This window comes from Desulfovibrio legallii (assembly GCF_004309735.1).
Classification (GTDB): Bacteria; Desulfobacterota; Desulfovibrionia; order Desulfovibrionales; family Desulfovibrionaceae; genus Desulfovibrio; species Desulfovibrio legallii.
The window spans coordinates 194700-211862 of sequence record NZ_SIXC01000003.1 but is presented as its reverse complement, the minus strand read 5'-3'; the positions used below and the strand labels follow the sequence as shown (position 1 = coordinate 211862).

At 62.9% G+C, this 17163-nt stretch carries 18 protein-coding genes; 6 read left to right on the top strand and 12 right to left on the bottom strand.

Going from position 1 to position 17163, the window contains the following annotated elements; all coding sequences use genetic code 11:
• Positions 1-82: 82 nt before the first annotated feature.
• Positions 83-1282 (bottom strand): iron-containing alcohol dehydrogenase, encoded by a 1200-nt coding sequence (locus EB812_RS03480; RefSeq protein WP_118230007.1) that lies wholly within the window; start codon positions 1280-1282, stop codon positions 83-85.
• 315 nt (positions 1283-1597) lie between these two features.
• Between EB812_RS03480 and EB812_RS11645 the strand changes: the two genes are divergently transcribed.
• The gene (locus tag EB812_RS11645) at positions 1598-1768 is read left to right on the top strand and encodes a hypothetical protein (protein ID WP_165450881.1); all 171 of its coding nucleotides are present in this window, start codon (positions 1598-1600) and stop codon (positions 1766-1768) included.
• A 271-nt stretch (positions 1769-2039) separates the two neighbouring features.
• Here the strand turns inward: EB812_RS11645 and EB812_RS03475 are convergent, their stop codons facing one another.
• The 8 genes from EB812_RS03475 to rimI form a co-directional block, all read right to left on the bottom strand.
• Positions 2040-2939 carry a metal ABC transporter substrate-binding protein gene (locus EB812_RS03475; RefSeq protein ID WP_242621179.1) on the bottom strand — a complete coding sequence of 300 codons (900 nt, stop codon included), beginning with the start codon at positions 2937-2939 and terminating at the stop codon, positions 2040-2042.
• A gap of 48 nt (positions 2940-2987) precedes the next feature.
• Positions 2988-3866 carry a metal ABC transporter permease gene (locus EB812_RS03470; RefSeq protein ID WP_118230010.1) on the bottom strand — a complete coding sequence of 293 codons (879 nt, stop codon included), beginning with the start codon at positions 3864-3866 and terminating at the stop codon, positions 2988-2990.
• Positions 3863-4675 carry a metal ABC transporter ATP-binding protein gene (locus tag EB812_RS03465; protein ID WP_242621178.1) on the bottom strand — a complete coding sequence of 271 codons (813 nt, stop codon included), beginning with the start codon at positions 4673-4675 and terminating at the stop codon, positions 3863-3865. Before EB812_RS03465 ends, EB812_RS03470 begins: the two co-directional genes overlap by 4 nt.
• Positions 4676-4750: 75 nt before the next feature.
• The gene (locus EB812_RS03460; protein ID WP_130957831.1) at positions 4751-5236 is read right to left on the bottom strand and encodes a Fur family transcriptional regulator; all 486 of its coding nucleotides are present in this window, start codon (positions 5234-5236) and stop codon (positions 4751-4753) included.
• A 502-nt stretch (positions 5237-5738) separates the two neighbouring features.
• Positions 5739-6776 (bottom strand): Smr/MutS family protein, encoded by a 1038-nt coding sequence (locus EB812_RS03455; RefSeq protein ID WP_130957830.1) that lies wholly within the window; start codon positions 6774-6776, stop codon positions 5739-5741.
• A gap of 135 nt (positions 6777-6911) precedes the next feature.
• Complete coding sequence (gene secG, locus EB812_RS03450; RefSeq protein ID WP_118230013.1) at positions 6912-7367, bottom strand: preprotein translocase subunit SecG; 456 nt, start codon at positions 7365-7367, stop codon at positions 6912-6914.
• A gap of 87 nt (positions 7368-7454) precedes the next feature.
• Positions 7455-8222 (bottom strand): triose-phosphate isomerase, encoded by a 768-nt coding sequence (tpiA, locus tag EB812_RS03445; protein ID WP_118230014.1) that lies wholly within the window; start codon positions 8220-8222, stop codon positions 7455-7457.
• On the bottom strand, positions 8219-8716 hold the full coding sequence (rimI, locus tag EB812_RS03440) for a ribosomal protein S18-alanine N-acetyltransferase (protein ID WP_118230045.1): 498 nt from the start codon (positions 8714-8716) through the stop codon (positions 8219-8221). Before rimI ends, tpiA begins: the two co-directional genes overlap by 4 nt.
• On the opposite strand from rimI, the gene EB812_RS03435 reads away from it, so the two are divergent.
• Entirely contained in the window at positions 8691-9233 is a 543-nt protein-coding gene (locus EB812_RS03435) for an NUDIX hydrolase (RefSeq protein ID WP_118230015.1), read from the top strand. The genes rimI and EB812_RS03435 overlap by 26 nt on opposite strands.
• Positions 9234-9250: 17 nt before the next feature.
• Here the strand turns inward: EB812_RS03435 and EB812_RS03430 are convergent, their stop codons facing one another.
• Genes EB812_RS03430 through EB812_RS03420 form a run of 3 tightly spaced genes read right to left on the bottom strand, consistent with a single transcriptional unit; the run spans position 9251 to position 12074 of the window.
• Positions 9251-10042, bottom strand: coding sequence for an inositol monophosphatase family protein (locus EB812_RS03430; protein WP_118230016.1), 792 nt, complete (start codon positions 10040-10042; stop codon positions 9251-9253).
• 14 nt (positions 10043-10056) lie between these two features.
• Complete coding sequence (gene mreB, locus EB812_RS03425) at positions 10057-11079, bottom strand: rod shape-determining protein (RefSeq protein WP_118230017.1); 1023 nt, start codon at positions 11077-11079, stop codon at positions 10057-10059.
• Positions 11080-11081: 2 nt separating this feature from the next.
• Complete coding sequence (locus EB812_RS03420) at positions 11082-12074, bottom strand: GAF domain-containing protein (protein WP_236031553.1); 993 nt, start codon at positions 12072-12074, stop codon at positions 11082-11084.
• A gap of 276 nt (positions 12075-12350) precedes the next feature.
• Between EB812_RS03420 and EB812_RS03415 the strand changes: the two genes are divergently transcribed.
• Genes EB812_RS03415 through EB812_RS03400 form a run of 4 tightly spaced genes read left to right on the top strand, consistent with a single transcriptional unit; the run spans position 12351 to position 16874 of the window.
• Positions 12351-14069 carry a hypothetical protein gene (locus EB812_RS03415; protein ID WP_118230019.1) on the top strand — a complete coding sequence of 573 codons (1719 nt, stop codon included), beginning with the start codon at positions 12351-12353 and terminating at the stop codon, positions 14067-14069.
• Positions 14066-14824, top strand: a complete 759-nt coding sequence (locus EB812_RS03410; protein ID WP_118230020.1) for a 16S rRNA (uracil(1498)-N(3))-methyltransferase — start codon at positions 14066-14068, stop codon at positions 14822-14824. Before EB812_RS03415 ends, EB812_RS03410 begins: the two co-directional genes overlap by 4 nt.
• Positions 14821-16053 carry a replication-associated recombination protein A gene (locus tag EB812_RS03405; RefSeq protein WP_118230021.1) on the top strand — a complete coding sequence of 411 codons (1233 nt, stop codon included), beginning with the start codon at positions 14821-14823 and terminating at the stop codon, positions 16051-16053. The genes EB812_RS03410 and EB812_RS03405 overlap by 4 nt, the downstream gene beginning before the upstream one ends.
• Positions 16050-16874: a lysophospholipid acyltransferase family protein gene (locus EB812_RS03400; RefSeq protein ID WP_118230022.1), complete on the top strand. Its 825-nt coding sequence runs from the start codon at positions 16050-16052 to the stop codon at positions 16872-16874. The genes EB812_RS03405 and EB812_RS03400 overlap by 4 nt, the downstream gene beginning before the upstream one ends.
• Positions 16875-17163 lie beyond the last annotated feature (289 nt).

Sequence of the window (17163 nt, the reverse complement as noted above, 5' to 3'; positions counted from 1 at the left end):
GGGAATATCCCGGCATATAAAAACATACGACCTCCTGAGCCTTGCGCCCAAGAGGTCGTATGTTTTTGTCTTTAAAAGATGATTACAGAGCGGCCTTGTAGATGGCGGCCACAGCGGCGTCCGTCATGGTGCGGGGGTTGGTAAGCCCGCAGGCGTCCTTCTGCGCATTGGCGGTCATGGTGGGGATGTCTTCCTCACGCACGTTCTTGCCGTACTTTTTGCCCAGAGCAACGAGGCCTTCCGGAATGCCCACATCTTTGGACAGGATGTTGATGGCGGCAATGGCCTTGCGGGAGGCCTCGTCAGCGCTCAGGCCCTGGGTGAGCTCACCCAGCAGCTGAGCGATGCGGCCAAAGCGGCGACGGCTGGAAATACGGTTGTATTCGCACACATGGGGCAGCAGGATGGCATTGCACTCGCCGTGGGGCAGGTCATAAAAGCCGCCCAGCTGGTGGGCCATGGCGTGCACGTGGCCCAGGCTCGCGTTGTTGAAGGCCATACCGGCCAGATACTGGGCGTAGCACATGCCTTCGCGGGCTTCTTTGTCGCGGCCGTTGGCCACAGCCCGGCGCAGGTAGCGGTTAATGTATTCCATGGCCTTTTCGGCGCAGGCGTCAGTCATGGGCGTAGCGGCCGTGGACACATAGGCCTCCACGGCGTGGGTCAGGGCGTCCATGCCGGTGGCGGCGGTCAGGGCCGGGGGCATGCCCATCATGAGGATGGGGTCGTCAATGGCCACGCTGGGGGTGCAACGCCAATCCACAATGGCCATCTTCACCTTACGGGAAGTGTCGGTGATGATGCAGAAGCGGGTCATTTCCGAAGCAGTACCGGCCGTGGTGTTCACGGCCACATAGGGCGGGAAGGGCTTGGTGGATTTGTCCACGCCTTCGTAGTCGTGGATGCGCCCGCCGTTGCCGGCCAAAAAGCCCACGCCCTTGCCGCAGTCATGGGAGCTGCCGCCGCCAAGGGTAATGAGGCTGTCGCACTTTTCGGCAGTGTACATGCCAAAGGCTTCAGCCACGTTTTTATCCGTGGGGTTGGGCACGGTTTTGTCATAAACCGCATACTTCATCTTGGCGGCATCAAGGATATCCGTAATCTGCTTGAGAATACCGGCTTTGACAATGCCCTGGTCAGTAACGACCAGAGGTTTTTTGCCACCGATGCTCTTCAGACGGGCGGGAATCTCTTTAGAACATCCCTCGCCCACAAGCGTAACATTGGGGATGAAGAAAGAAGTGATCTGCCCCATATGCATGCTTTTAAGATCCGTGCTCATACGTGACTCCTTTAGTTATGCAGTGCATTTGCCATCACAAAGGACTTCTTAAAGAAGTTTTGAAATCCTTGAAAAGGAATATACCGCACACGAAATACCTTTGCAAGCCTTCAAACGCATTTGTTCTGTTGTAATTTTTAATTTTTTTACCATTCAATACGTTCTTTTTTGCACAATATACACTGTACTTGTTCATTTTTGCACAACTGTTGCTTTGATTGAACGCCCACCCAACCTACACGTTTTATCCGGCAGCATGAGGTTGGCCACGCCGCGCCAGTCCACTCCACCCAGACCCTCTTGGAGCTGCACAACGTGCGCAAAATTCCCATCATTGCCCAGAGGCGACAAGAGGACGCCATCTTTTTTGAGGACAAGACAGAGGCGACGAACCTGCTGCTGGAACCATTGGACAGAAGGCGGGCTTTGCCGCTGACCGGAGTGAAGGCCGCGAGCCCCCTTACTGCCGGACATGCCTTCGGCTAGAGCATTTAACACTTGAAATGCTCGCTTACGGCAGGCAAAAGCCTGCCTTCTCGCATTTCGTGGCAAGGATTTTCAAGAAAATCCTTGCAGAGCAGTTAGCTCATTTCATTCGCTAACTGCTCTAAATAGTGCTGTCCCCGACAGGAAAGCGTCGAAGGAAACGGGGCCAATGCAGGGGAATTTTCTATAACGAAGAGATAGCGAAAAGGGTTGAGGCTTTTGCCCCAACCCTTTTCTGTAGTTGCCGCCTCTTTTGGCGCGAGCGCGATTGTTACGGGCGCAGGGCCTTTACCAGAACCGTGACGTTGTGCCGAAACATGTCCAGATACGTGGGCGCGGGCCCCTCCGGTCCAGAAAGGGCGTCAGCGTACAGTTCGCCGCCGGGCTTGGCTCCGGTTTCTTTGGCGATGTTCTCCACCAGACGCGGGTCGGTCATGTTTTCCACAAACAGGGCTTTGATGCCTTCCGCCTTGATCTGCCGGATGAGCGCGCCCACGTCGCGGGCAGAAGCCTCTGCTTCGGTGGAAAGGCCCTGCGGCGAAAGCAGGGTCAGACCATAGGCATCGCCGAAATAGCCGAAGGCATCGTGCGAAGTAATAATTTTGCGCTCCGCCTTGGGCACGCTGCCCAACATCTTGCGGACCCAGCCTTCGGTCTCGCCGATCCTGCCCAGATACATTCCGGCGTTTTTGCGGTATGCGGCGGCGTGGGCCGGGTCCGCCGCGGCCAGGCCGTCAGCAATATTCCGCACATAGATGCGCCCGTTGTCCAGGCTCTGCCAGGCGTGGGGATCCGTCACCTTTTTGCCGCCTTCTTCTTCATCCACCATAGTGCGGGTGCGCACGCCCTTGCTGGCGGTCACCACCACGCCCTTGTAGCCGGAAGTCTGCACCAGCCGGTCCATCCAGCCCTCCAGGTGCAGGCCGTTGACCACCACCAAGTCGGCCTGGGCCACGGCCTTGGCGTCGGCGGGGCTGGGCTGATAAACGTGGGTATCCGCATCGGGGCCCACCAAGGTGGTCACGCGCACCAGGTCGCCGCCCACATTTTTAACCATGTCGCCCAAGATGGAAAAGCTGGTCACCACCTTGAGCGGCGCGGCCAGAGCGTTCTGTGCGCCCGGCAGCGCAAAACCAAAAACAAATGCGAAAACAAGAGCGCAAACACCCATTCCAAACCGTCGCATAAATCTACCTCCAGATGCCCGGCACAGCCGGGGTTATTGCCCTTGCGCGCCGCGAGCGCGCCGCCGCAGGAAGACCAGCCCCTGCCGCGGCCCCACAAACAAAGAAACGCAATGACAGGCCCCGGCGGTGAGCACAATGGCCGGGCCGGACGGCAGGTTCCAGTAGTACGAGCACAGCAGCCCCAGGTAGCCGGAAAACATGGCAATGCCCGTAGCCACAAGAGCCTGGGACCAGACCTGCCCGGCCCAGAAGCGGGCCGCCGTAGCAGGCAGCACCAGCAGCCCCACGGCCATAAGCGTGCCCAGAGCGCGAAAGCCGCCCACCAGGTTGAGGGCCACCAGGGCCATGAACAAGGTGTGCACCCAAGGGCCCCCGCCCCCCACGGAGCGGAGAAAACCGGGGTCAAAGCATTCCACCACCAAGGGGCGGTAGATCAGGGCCAAGGTCAGCAGACTCACGCTGGCCACGCCGGCCACCAGCAACAGGGAGGCGTCGTCCACGGCCAGGATGGAACCGAACAAGACGTGCATGAGGTCCATACTGTTGCCCCGCAGCGAAACCAACAGCACCCCCAAAGCCAGGGAAATCAGATACAGGGCCGCCAGGCTGGCGTCCTCGCGCAGGGGGGTGTAGCGCGAAACCAGGCCCGCCGCCACCACCACGCCCAGCCCGGCCAGAAAACCGCCCACAGTCATGGCCGTGAGCGAAAGCCCGCAGAGCAAAAAGCCCGCCGCCACCCCCGGCAGTACGGCGTGGGACAGGGCGTCGCCCATAAGGCTCATGCGCCGCAGTACCAGAAAGGTGCCCACCGGGCCGCAGCCCAGAGCCAGGGCCAGGATGGCCGCCAGGGCGTGGCGCATGAAGGCAAATTCCGCAAAGGGCTGACAAAACAACGTCCACAACGTGGTCATGCCGCTCCCCCCTCCGCCCCATGCGCCGCCGGGCTGTTCTGCTCCTCCAGCGGGCCGTCCCAGCGGGCGGAAAGATCCCGCGCCCGGGCCAGATTGCCCGACGTAAGCACCTGCGCCGTGGGGCCAAAGGCAATGGGGTCACGGGCAAAAAGCAGGCTCTGCGGAAAGTGCGCCCGCACCTGCTCCAGATCGTGGATCACCGCCACCACGGTGCGCCCTTCAATGTGCCAGCGCCGCACCAAAGCCAGCAGATCATCGGTGGTGCGCGCGTCCAGAGCGGTGAAGGGCTCATCCAGCAAGATCACGGGCGCGTCCTGCAGCAGCAGACGCGCAAACTGCACGCGCTGGAACTGCCCCACGGAAAGGGCGCTGATGGGCCGCGCGCCGAAATCCGCCAGATCCAAAGCCGCCAGCGCGGCCTGCACGGCCTGCCACTGTGCCCGGCCCAGCGCGCCCCAAGCCCCCACGCGCGGCCAGTGCCCCAAGGAGACCATGTCCTGCACAGTAATGGGAAAAGAGCGGTCAATGGCGGCTTGCTGGGGCAGATAGGCCAGGTCTCTGACGCTCTGCCCGCCCAGGTCGATGCGCCCCCCTCTGGGCGGCAACAGGCCCGCCAGGGCCTTGAGCAACGTGGATTTTCCCGCGCCGTTGGGCCCCACCACAGCCGTAAGACTGCCGGGCGCAAAATGGCAGCACAAATGCCGCACGGCGGGATGCCGACTGTAGGACAAAGAAAGATCGCAAACGCTGATGGGGCGGGGCTGTCGGCTCATAAGGCCCACCAGACCACGCCCCAGAGCAACGCGCACAGCGCCGCCGCCACGGCCAGCCTGCGCCAGACTGACCAGCTCAAGGGAGAAAAAGGCGCGGCCAAGGCCGCACAACTATTTGTTGTTGTCCGCATCAAGACTTTCCTGCAGGTCGGCGTCGGCGCAGGCTGCGCAACGCCCTCTGATTTCTATGGTTCCCCCGCCCAGCGCAAAACCTTCGCCGCGCAGTGCCCGATCAATAGTCGTGTACAAGGCAGGGTTGCGCACTTCGCGACTCTGGCGACAACGGTCGCAGACCAGCAAAAACACGGGCGTGCTTGGGCCCGCACAGGCGCGCGTACAGGCCACAAAGGCGTTGAGCGTTTCCAGCTTGTGGGCCAGACCGTGCTGCTGCAAAAAATCCAGCGCCCGATAGACGCTGGCCGGGGGAATGGGCCGGGCCGCCGGTTGTCGCAACGCCTCCAGAATGGCGTAAGCCTTTACCGGCTCGCCCGCCTCTTCCAGCACCGTCAGCACCCGCTGCCGCAGAAGGGTCAGCCGCACGCCGCGCACTTCCCGCAGTCCGTCGGATCCGGCGGGGGTTTTTGTCCTACCGCTCATGGCTCACCAATCCTTAGAACGTGTTCCCTTAGAACATATTGCCTCTGAGGATATGTATTCTCAAAGGTTACGGACGCTCGTCCCGGCGCTTAACCGCGCAAGTAACTTGCGCTTTTGCCTCCACGACAGGCGGCTGCTTGCGCAACCGCCAGGGCATTTCAAGGTTGCAATGCCCGAGCGCAACCGGCCTGTTGTACAGACATACCGCGCGCCGCCGCAGGATCCGGAACAGCGCGCAAAAATGCAATGATATATTGTTGCATTTTTGTCAAGAGGACGGAGTTGACAAACAAAGGATACCTGTCCGGCATGGGGCCGCCACACCGCGTCGGCACAGGGTGCGGCAGTGCTCCCAAAGAACCCCGACGCTCGCCGTTGGCGGGATTGCCGCACTCTTACGCCGCGTCAGCGTATCTCCGACGCCATATCCGGGCAGGAAACGCGGGTTTTGCAGGCCCGTGCGCATGGATTCCGACAGAACGCCCTACACACACTGCAACGGTCAGAAGTCGCGATAAAGGTCTGCGTCGGCGGGCAGGCGCTCCCAGTAAACCCGGCCCTTTTTGCGGTATTTGCGCAACAGCACATAAACGCTGCCCGGACCGCCGTCATGGGGCTGCGCCGTGCAGAAGGCCAGCACTACCCGTTTGAAAGGCTCCTGAGTCAGCCAGGTCTGCAGCTTGCCGCGCAGCACGCCCTGGCCATCGGGCGAATTGCGGCCCCGCCCCGGCACCACCAGCACGGTTCGCAGGCCCTTGTACCAACTGCCGCGCAAAAAGCCCCGCAGGGCTTCAAAGGCCTGCTCTACAGTCAGCCCGTGCAGGTCCATATGGGCTTCCGGGCTCAGGGAACCAGCCCGCAGCTTGTTGAGGATCAGCGGGTCCAGGCCCACCACATAGCCTTCAAGGTATTCGTCGGTAAACGAGAGGGCAAACTCCAGCTTGCCGTCCATAAAATCCTGCAGGCTCAGCTCACCCTGGACCGGCGGCGTGCCCGGCGCGGGAGCGGGAGCCACGGCACGCCCCTTGCCGACCAGGGGCGTGGCCTCGCGCACGGCCTGCAGAAAAGCGGCGGCTTCGTCGTCTGCGGCCGCACCCTGCCCCGGCCGGGCAGCGGGTTGCGCCTCTCCGACCATTGCTGAACCCGATCTCGGTAGTGCAAGGCCTGCGCCACAGGGTGTGGCGGCGGCCGGGGCCCGGTCCGCCGCGGACGCGCTCTGACGCGCGCGCTCCTGCGTTTTTGCGCCGGCGCTGCCGGGCAAAGCCTGCCGCTCGGTCAGGGTAAAGCCTTCAGGTTTCCTGCTGCGCCGCGTGGGGTGTACCCGGCTCATGGCCCGCAAAAAAAGCTCCGCGTCCCGCGCGTCTTCAGGGGACGCTGCGGGAGCAGCCGTAGAAGCGTCTGCCGGGCCTGCGGGCCGTCGGCGCATGTGCGTGGACCGCATATTGACCTCCGCGCGCGCCGCGTCCTTACGCTGCGGAAAATCCCCGACCTTGAGGCGACGAAACGGATTTTCGCCGAAACTTTCTTCCTGATCGGCCATGACACTCTCCTCACTGGGCGCGCCGAATGCGGTCCCCCCAAAAAGATACGGCCGCAGGGCTTGCCCCACGGCCGTAAGCATACGTTTGCGGCAGGGCCGACGCAAGCGCCGCCCCACGCTCCGCGCGGCGAAAAACTATTTGCCGGAAGCTCCCGCGGCCGGGGCTGCCTGACCGGACGCGGCGGGCGCGCCCTGCGGGGCCACAGGCGGAGTCGACGGCTCTGTGGCGGGTGCGGCGCTCTTGTCCGGGGCCGCCGGTACGGCTTTCTGGGCCGGAACAGCGGGGGTCTGAACGGGCGCGGCCGACTTGGCCGGAGCGGCGGTATCCTCAATCTTCACGTTCAGGATGGTAGATTCCGAACTGGGACGGGAGCTGGTCACATAGGTGTAGCTCAGAGAAGTGATCACAAAAATAACGGCCATAAGCGTGGTGAGCTTGGCCAGGATGCCGCCCGCGCCGCCGCTGCCGAAGACCGAGCTGTTGCCCCCGCCGAAAATGACGCCCATGCCTTCCTTGCCCGCCTGAAGCAGAATAAGAATGACCAACAGTACGCAGACAATAATATGCAGCGTCAGGATAAGAGTCTGCACAGATTCCTCCAAAGCGGATTGGCGTGACAAAAAGGCGCGCGACGGCAAGGGGCCGCGAGTCAACGTTCCCGGCCGGGGCCGGCAACGTCAGCAGAAAACGATTTGCAAAAAACTCTGCGCCTCCAAAGAGGCACCCCCTACCAGAAGGCCGTCCACATTGTCAAGGCCCAGCAGGGTTGCAGCGTTGGCAGGCTTGACGCTGCCGCCGTACAAAATGGGCAGCTGCACGGCCGCATCGCCCAAGGCGCGATGCAAAAGGGCGCGCGTTACGGCATGGGCTTCCTGCACCTCCGGCGGGCCCGCCACCTTGCCTGTGCCGATGGCCCACACTGGTTCGTAGGCTACGGCCAGGCGCCGGGCCAGGGCTTCACCGGTCAGAGCGGGCGGCAGGGCAGCGCACACGGGCGCAAGCTGCGCCTCCAGTACGGCCTCAAGATGCCCGGCTTCGCGCTGCGTCAGGGTTTCGCCCACGCAGAGCATGACGTTAAGGCCCTGCTCCAGCGCAAAGACCGTCTTGCGGGCCACAAAGGCCGGGTCTTCGCAAAACAGGCTGCGGCGCTCCGAGTGGCCGGCCAGCACCCAGGAAGCGCCGGCGTCCCGCAGCATGGCCGGAGAAATTTCGCCGGTAAAAGCCCCTTCGGACTCAGGATAGACGTTCTGCCCGCCCACGGCCAGGCCGGGGGTCTTGGCCACAGCCTCCGCTACCACAGTCAGAGCCGTGTACGGAGGGAAAATCAGCACCTCGCGCCCGGCAGGCAGCCCGCCTTCCAGCCCGCGCGCCAGGTCCACGGCACAGCTTGCCGCGTCCGCACGGGTTTTAAACATTTTCCAGTTGGCCGCGATGATGGTTCTCATGCTGTCCTCTTGGGTTGGAGCGCTGCGGGGAGCAAAGACAATGCGTACACATGCGCATCTTCGCCGGTGTCCACATAATAGCCTTTGCGCAGCCCCACGCGCTGAAAGCCGCAGCTTTCGTACAGGGAAACCGCGGGCGCATTGCCGGCGCGCACTTCCAGCAGAACCTTCATAATACCCCCTTTGGCGGCAAGCCGCAAGGCCGTCCGCAGCAGCCGCCGCCCCAGCCCGCGCCGCCGCAGATCCGGGCTCACGGCCAGATTGAGTATTTCCAGTTCGTCCGCCGTGTGGTATACGGAAATGTAGCCGCAGAGCGTCCGCCCCGTCCAGAGGCCCAGGGCCGCAAAGGCCCGTTGGGCAAAGGCTGCGCGGCACTGCTCTTCGGACCAGGGCAGGGAAAAACAGCGCCGTTCCAGCGTGGCCAAGGCCGTTGCATGGTCGGCGTTCAGACATTTAAGGACAGGACCAATGTCGCCCGCAGGCCGTGTAAGCATATCCTCCCCCTACGCCTTCCAGCACTCGCCCAGCCGCCTCCTGCTGGAGGTGGTGGACAAAAGCAATACCCCCGTCTGCCTGCTGCACGCGGCCAGCGTGCTGCGCCAGGGCCTGCCCCACCGGGCCGTGGCCCTGCTGCTGCGGGATAAAAACAGCCGCGCCTTGCTGACCTTTTGGCCGGAACTGGGCTGGGGCTTTTCGGCCTACGCGCGGGTGCCTGCCGGGCAGGCCTTTGAGGACTGCGCCCGCGACCTGCTGCGTGCAGACGGGCTGGACCCCGCCTGCCGCGTACTGCCCTTGGGCATGGCTGCGCCCTGCACGGAAAGCCGCAACGCCTTTGTAGCTTTTTTTGAAGCGCGGCTGCCGCTCTCCCAGGCACTGGCCAGGGGCAAAGACGCCGAGCGCCACCTTCTGGCGGACTACGACGAACTGCGGGGCATGGCCGCGCACTTCGGCGAGCTGCTCACCCCACTGTTGCGCGGGGCTGTGCAGGCCGGATACGTGCGTCCGCGCTGAACCGCGTCGCCGGGTTGTCAATCCTCGCTGGTGGGGCCCAGCAGATCCACGGCCTGCGCGTGGAGCAGGCCGTTGCTGGCCAGCACGGTCTGCCCAAAACGCAGGGGCGCGCCGGTCAGGTTGCTGACCCGTCCGCCCGCCTCTTCCACCAGCAGGACGCCGGCGGCAAAATCCCAGGGCTTGAGGCCCTCTTCATAAAAAATGTCCAGCTTGCCGCAGGCCACATAGGCCAGATCCACCGAGGCCGCCCCCATGCGGCGCAGCCCCTGGGTGCGGGGCAGCGCCAGCTGCAGACGGTCCAGCACACGGTCAAGCCGGTCTGTAAAATCGTACGGGAAACCCGTGCCCACCAGGGCGTCGGCAAGGGCGGCCGCCCGGCTCACGGCAATGGGCGCCTCGTTGCAAAAGGCCCCTTCACCACGCGCCGCGTAAAAGCACTGGTCCAGCATGGGCACGTTGACCACGCCCAGCTCTGCCCGCCCTTCATGCCACAGAGCTACGGAGGTGCCCACCTGCGGGATGCGGTGCACAAAATTGGTGGTGCCGTCCACGGGGTCGATGATCCAGCACAGCCCCGTGGGCTCGGCGTCCGCACGGCTGCTCTCCTCCGCCAGAAAGGCGGCTTCGGGCAATAATGCCCCCAGACGCTCCTTAAGAAAAGCCTCCACGGCCAGGTCCGTCTGGGTGACCAGATCAATGCGGCCCTTGTGGCGCACCTCGCTGGGCCTGGACCAGTGTTCGCGCACAATGCCGCCGCTTTGGCGCACAATTTCCACGCAGTCCCGCCACAGGGACGTCCAAGCCTTCATGCTGCACTATCCTTTCAGTTGATGAAAACGGCGTGGTAAGCCTGCCGGTCCAGCATGGCGCGGGCCGTGCCGCGCAGCACCGTGGTCAGAGGGTCTTTGTCCACAAAGACCTTGAGCCGCGTTTCCTGGGCAATGTACTGGTCCAGTCCCTTAAGTAAAGAGCCTCCCCCGGCCATGAGCATGCCGTTGCGGTAGATGTCCGCCGCCAGTTCCGGCGGGGTTTTTTCAAGAGCGCGCAGCACCGCGCCCAGAATGGCCTGCACAGGCTCGCGCAGGGCCTCACGGATGTGCCCTTCGGTGATCTGCACCACGCGGGGCGCGCCGCAGACCAGATCCTTGCCGGAAACCTCCAGCACGGGGGCATTGGGCTGCGGCAGGGCCGAGCCCAGAATCTTTTTGACGTTCTCCGCCGTGTTTTCGCCCACTTCCATCCGAAAGACGTCGCGCAGATAGCGCTGCACGGCCATGTTCATGGCGTCGCCCGCCACCCGCACGGACTGGGCGTTAGCAATGCCCGCCAGGGTAATGACCGCCACCTCGCTGGTGCCGCCGCCGATGTCCAGCACCAGGTTGCCCAGGGGTTCGTGCACGGGCAGATCCGCGCCAATGGCGGCGGCCATAGGCTCCTCCACCATAGCCACGTCCGCAGCGCCGGCCAGCAAGGCCGAATCAATGACCGCGCGCTTCTCCACCTGGGTGATGCCCGAAGGGATGCAGATGACCATGGAAGGTTTGACCAGCCTGAGCCCCGTAATGGCCTTGCGCACAAAGTAGGCGATCATTTCGCGGGTGACGTCGAAATCGGCGATGACGCCGTCCTTCATGGGGCGCACGGCGCGGATGCGCTGGGGGGTGCGGCCCAGATAGTCTTTGGCGGCCGCGCCCACAGCCAGCACGGCATTCTTGTGGGTGTCGATGGCCACCACGGAAGGCTCGTTGATGACAATGCCTTGGGCGCGGGTATAGAGCAGGGTGTTGGCCGTGCCCAGGTCCATGGCGATATCTTTGGCAAGAAAGCGGAACAGTCGCCTGAACATATTCAGTATTCTTTGCTGCTTCCGGGCATGGGGGCCGTATCCGGGTCATAGACCTGCGGCCCGTCGCTGTGCACCCTGGCCCTGGGCAGCATGGTGCGCAGGCGCACTTTAAGATACAGGTTTTCCAGAAACAGGGCCAGATGGTCCACAGCCTGGCGCACAAAGCTGCGCATGGATTCGTCTATGGGCCGGGGCGTGGTATGAGCGAGGCAGAGCACGCCCCTGGTGCTTTTGTTGACCATCACGGGCATACACATGGCGGCCTGAAAATCCGGCATGTCCGGCAGTTTGCCGAACAATACGGCCGACGGCGCGCCTTCCACGCCTTCGGCCACCACGGGCTGGTCGTTGCGGAAAACCCAGCCTGTAATGCCGCTGCCCATGGGCAGAATGAGCGGCTCCTCACCGGTGAGCAGCAGCCGGGCCGATTCGCTTTCCACACAGTACGTTTCGCCCGGCTGGTCCACTGAGGCAAAAGCGCAGTAGTCAAAGCCCGTGGCCTCCACCATGATGCGCAGGTAGTTGTGCAGAAACTGCGGCCAGCGCTTGTAGCGGAAGCGCAGGTCTTGAATGACGCCCAAGTCTGCGAAATACCGCGGAATATCTCCGGCAAGCTCCTGACGGCCGCGGCTGCCCTGCTGGCGGGCGATGAGCTCTGCAAACATCTGCAGAATTTTGTGGTCCTTGTCCGAAAAGGAATACTGCCGCTTGCTGTCCACGCAGAGAGCGCCGCCCGTGGGCACGGGGCAGCCCATAAAGGCCTTGATGCTGCCTTCCTCCCCGCTGGCATAGTAGCCAAGGTTGCTCTGCCGCTGGTCAAAATTGGGCACCAGCAGGGGTTGACGGTTGCGGACTATCCAGCCCACCAGTCCTTTGCCCGGCAGCACTGTGGCATTGGCGGCGATTTTGTCCCCCAGACTGAAAAAGGCGGTAAGGCGGTGGGCCTCGCCTTCTTCTTCGGGCAGAAACAGCACCACCGAGTAGGCGTCGAACACGCTGCAAACAATGCTTAGTATATGTCTTTCAAGAGAATTGGAGGTCATGGCGGGTGGGGTTGATGGTGCGGCCGCGCCTACGGCGGCGTAAGGGAACGCATTTCTTGTAGCAAAGCGGGCTCAAGCCCGCAACTGCTTTTGCGCCTCGCGTCGGTCCTCGCGGCGGCCCCGGCCCAAGCCCGAATTTGCGCAGGCGCGGATTATCCCGGTTTTACCTCTGGAAATATCTCTGAAAAAAAGCTAAATAGACAAAAAAATCTCTGATGGGGCGTGCGGATGATTAAATGGCAAGAAATTTTCAGCAAAAACGGCCTGCCCTGGCAGGACGCCGCCGAACTTGCCGCCCCGGTCGCCGTCAGCGGACTGCCTGAACTCAAGCAGTTTCTGGACGCGGTGCACATCCGCTTCTGCCTGGTCAAACCCTACCAGGAAAACAAGAATTACCCTCTGGTTGAAAGCCGGGAGCTCCTGCCCTCCTTTGACAACGATATGTTTGAATACAAAGAGCTGCCGGGCTTTGCGCTGGTGGCCTTTGCCCGGCAGCTGGACTATTTTTCCGAAATTTTTCAGTTCGACAAACTTCACCCGGTGATCATTGAAGGCGAAGGCGCCTGCTGCCCGCTGGAAAACCAGGTCATGGAACAAAACCTGCTGACCCTGGCCTCGCGCCTGCCGCGCCGCCACCAGGACGTGTTCCGCCAGCAGTTCCGTTCCGCCGACACGGCGCTGCTGGAAACCTACCCTGCCCTCATGCCCTATCTGCTGAGCATGGACAGGGCCCATGTGCTGGCCTGGGGCGCGGACAACACCTTTCACCTGGCGGGCATCTTTGCCTCCTTTCCTTCCGATATCGACAGCGAACTTAAGCGCTTTGGCATCCGCATCGGCAAGTTTGCCTACGGCGACAACGACATGTACGAACGCAACCGTATGTTCGTGTACCAGTATCTTATGGAGCTCTACGGCTTTCCCATTGTTTCGGAACGACGCACCTCCAGCGCCCTGTTCGCCCGCAAACTGCACAAAATGGGCGAGCGTTTTCTGCTCCGCGTGCTGGGCCAGACCGACCGCACTCTCACCACCTACTTTGCCGGAGGCGAAAACACGCGCTACCCCCGGCTGGAAAAAATCGCCCTGGTGGCCGTGGATCAGGACCAGGAAGAGGCCCTGGAAGTCATTGACCGCGACGGCTTTTTTCTTGACAAGCCCCGGCGCGTGGTCATCCTGCGCATAACCTACCGCCAGCACAGCTTTGATTCCAGCAACGTGCGCCAGGACCGCGCCCTCTCGGTCATTGCTCAGGAAGTGCTGCACCCGCTCACGGGCGAACCCCTGCGCGGGCTCAACATCATCAAGGACACTTCCAACATGTTTCTGCGCCTCAACGACATCGTGCGGGGCGAATACTCGGGACGCATCATTTACAAACGTACCGAAGTGGTAGAAAATACCGACACCCATGAAAAACGCCTCAAATTCCTCTACAGCTGGCTGACCAAGCACCAACGCCGCATGATCAGCTACAGCGACGAATTTTTCTCCAACGTGAGCAAGGTGCTTTCCAGCTACCTCTACTCGCCGGACAACGACGAGGTCTTTGAAAACCTGCGCGAACTTTATCAGGAGGTGCGCACCCGCTTCAGCTACATCCAGCAGGCTCGCCGGGTGCGCATCCTGGAGGACATCTGCCGACGCAGCCACAAGGGCGGCCGCCTCACCTACCGACAGGCCCTGCGCGAGGCCGTGGCTTTGCTCAATGAACTCCAGTTTGAAATAGTCAACTTTTTTCCCGCCCTGGTGGACGACATCATCAACTGCTTGGAACGCATCCTCGGCGACCGCTACCTGCAACGCACCTACCTCGAGCCGCCTGAAGACTCCCTGACCCCAGCCGGTCAGGAAATACGCAAAAACTACGGCCGGCTCGTGGCGCTGCAGGACGGCTTCAAGGCTGTGCGGCGGGCGCGTGGGGGCAAGGATACAGCTGTCGCATGAACGGACCTTTCTTTTATCTGCCCCCGGAAGCCTGGGGGCCCGACGTCTGCCTGGAAGGGCAGGAAGCACGTCACCTGGCGCAGGTGCTGCGCCTGACGCCCGGCTGCGAAGTCGGCTTGCTGGACGGTCAGGGCCGCCGGGGGCGCTTTGTACTGCGCGCGGTGAACAAAAAATCCGCCCGCCTGGAACGCCTGGAAGAAGAAACGCTGCCCCGGCCCAAGGCTTTGGCCGTCATGGCCCTGGCCTTCAGCAAGGCCGTGCGGCGTGGCTTTTTTATGGAAAAGGCCGTGGAGCTGGGCGCTCACGGCGTGTGGCTGTGGCAGGGCGACCACAGCCAGGGCCGACTGCCCGCCGCCGCGCGGGAAACCTGCCGGGGGCAGATGGTGGCCGGGGCCAAACAAAGCGGCAACGCCTGGCTGCCCGATGTGCGCGCCCTCACCGGCGGTGTGGACCAGCTCGTCAGCCTGGCGGCAACGGCCGACTACCGCATTCTGCCCTGGGAAATGCAGGACGGCGTGCCCATGCTCACCCCCGACCTGGCCGGACGCCCTGGCCTCACCGTCTATGTCATCGGGCCTGAAGGCGGCTTTTCAGAGCGGGAGCTTGCGGCCCTGCGCACAGCGGGCTTTACGGCCGTAAGTCTGGGCGGCCGCGTGCTGCGCTGCGAAACGGCGGCCACCCTCTGCCTGGGCCTGCACTGGTGGGCCGCGCAACTGCCCGGCGGCCCGGACGCCGGGGGAGGCAGCCCCGCGTGAGCGTACAACAGCCCTTGCCGGAACGTTTGCGCCCCGACGACCTGAACCTTTTTTTGGGCCAAAGCCATCTGGGAGAGCGGCTGCGTTCGCTCATGCAGGCCAAGCGCCTGCCCAGTCTGCTCTTTTTCGGCCCGCCGGGCTGCGGCAAGTCTACCCTGGCCCTGCTGCTGGCCAAAGGCACGGGGAAAAAGTACCTGCGCCTCAGCGCGCCCGAGGCCGGCTTGCAGCATTTGCGCCGCGCCCTTACGGGCGTGGAAGTGCTGGTGCTGGACGAACTGCATCGTTTTTCCAAGGCGCAACAGGACTTTTTTCTGCCCTTGGTGGAGTCGGGCGAACTGACCCTGCTGGCCACCACTACAGAAAATCCATCTTTCAGCGTCACCCGGCAGTTGCTTTCGCGGCTGCATGTGCTGCGCCTGCGCCCCTTGGGCCATGCGGAAATGCTGGAGCTGGCCCGGCGCGGAGCCAAGGATCTGGGCCTGGAACTGGCCGAACCCGTGGCTGACCTGCTGGCGGGCGTAGCCCACGGCGACGCCCGCACCCTGCTCAATCTGGTGGAATATGTGGCCGTCCTGCCGGAAGACCGCCGCGAACTGGAGCAGGTCAGGGCCGCTTTGCCCGAAATTCTGCAACGCCACGACAAGGACGGCGACAGCCACTATGAGCTGGCCTCGGCGCTGATCAAATCCATCCGGGGCAGCGACGTGGACGCGGCCCTCTACTACCTGGCCTGCCTGCTGGAAGGGGGAGAAGACCCGCGCTTTGTCTGCCGCAGGCTCATCCTTTCCGCTTCCGAAGATGTGGGCCTGGCCGACCCCGCCGCCCTCTCCCTGGCTGTGGCCTGCCAGCAGGCCGTGGAATTTGTGGGCATGCCCGAAGGCTTCATCCCCCTGGCGGAAACCGTCACCTACCTGGCCCTGGCCCGCAAAAGCAATTCCAGTTACGCGGCCTACCTCAATGCCGCGCGCGAGGTAAAGCTCAACGGCGCGCGGGCTGTGCCCCTGCATCTGCGCAACCCTTCCACCCAGCTGCAAAAAGACTGGGGGTACGGCAAGGAATACAAATACCCTCACAATGTTCCCGAATCCTGGGTGCCGCAGGACTACCTGCCGCCCGAACTGGCAGGGCGGCGTTTTTACCAGCCCCGCGACAACGGCGAAGAACCGCGCCTGAGCCAATGGTGGCGCAGGCTGCTTCGCCAGAGCAAAAAAACGGATCCGCAATCATGAATCCCTTTGAGGACGGGGCGCTCTGCGCCAAATTCCTTACCGGCAACGCCTACCGCAGCCCAGATCTGCGCACGGGCCTGTTCAGCCGCATGCTGCCTTCCCTCAGTTTTTACAGCCGCCTGTTCCTGGGCCCGGTGCGCTGGCTGTGCCGCCGCGCCGCCCGCGGCCTGTGCGATGACGCGGCCTGGGTCTACGCCAGCGTCTGGGTAGCGGACCTCATGGAGCGCCTGGGCTGCCCGGTGGAGGTTCAGGGCATGGAGGCCATTGACGCCGTGGACGGCCCCTGCCTGTTTGTGGCCAACCACATGAGCACGCTGGAAACCTTTATGCTGCCCGGCATTATCCGGCCGCGCCGCCCCGTGACCTTTGTGGTCAAGCAAAGCCTCACCACCATGCCCTTTTTCGGTCCGGTAATGCGTTCGCGCGACCCCATTGTGGTGGGCCGCACCAACCCGCGCGAAGACCTCAAGGCCGTATTGGAAGGCGGCCTGGAGCGCCTGCGCAAGGGCATTTCTATCATTGTTTTTCCCCAGCATACCCGCTCCAGCATTTTTGCCCCCCAGCAGTTCAACAGCATCGGCATCAAACTGGCCAAAAAAGCCGCCGTGCCCGTAGTGCCCCTGGCGCTCAAGACCGACGCCTGGGGAACGGGCAAAAAAATCAAGGAGCTTGGACCGGTCCGGCCGGGGTTGCCCGTACGCTTCAGCTTTGCCCCTCCGCTGCAGATCAGCGGTCCGGGCAAAGAAGAACACGCCGCCATCTGCCGCTATATTGACGAACACCTGCGGCAGTGGCAGCGCACGGACGGCATCAATGCCTGAGCAGGCCAGCGCCTGCGACACACCTGAAGCATTCGCCTTGACTTCACCTTTTTGTACTGGTATGACTTCTTGCCAGGATAGTGCACATAATGCAATGTGTTGACGGCGGCGCGGGCTGAACCTGCGACGCAGACGCCGCCGACAAACGGCCGGACCTGCAGCGCCCACGGCAGATCAGGTCCGCAACGTTTGCAGCGGCAAGTTTATGCGCCGGAAAAGACCTGTATAGACCTTTGCGAAGGGCTACGCCAAAGGTTATATGTTTTTTAACGCGCATCCCCATTGACTG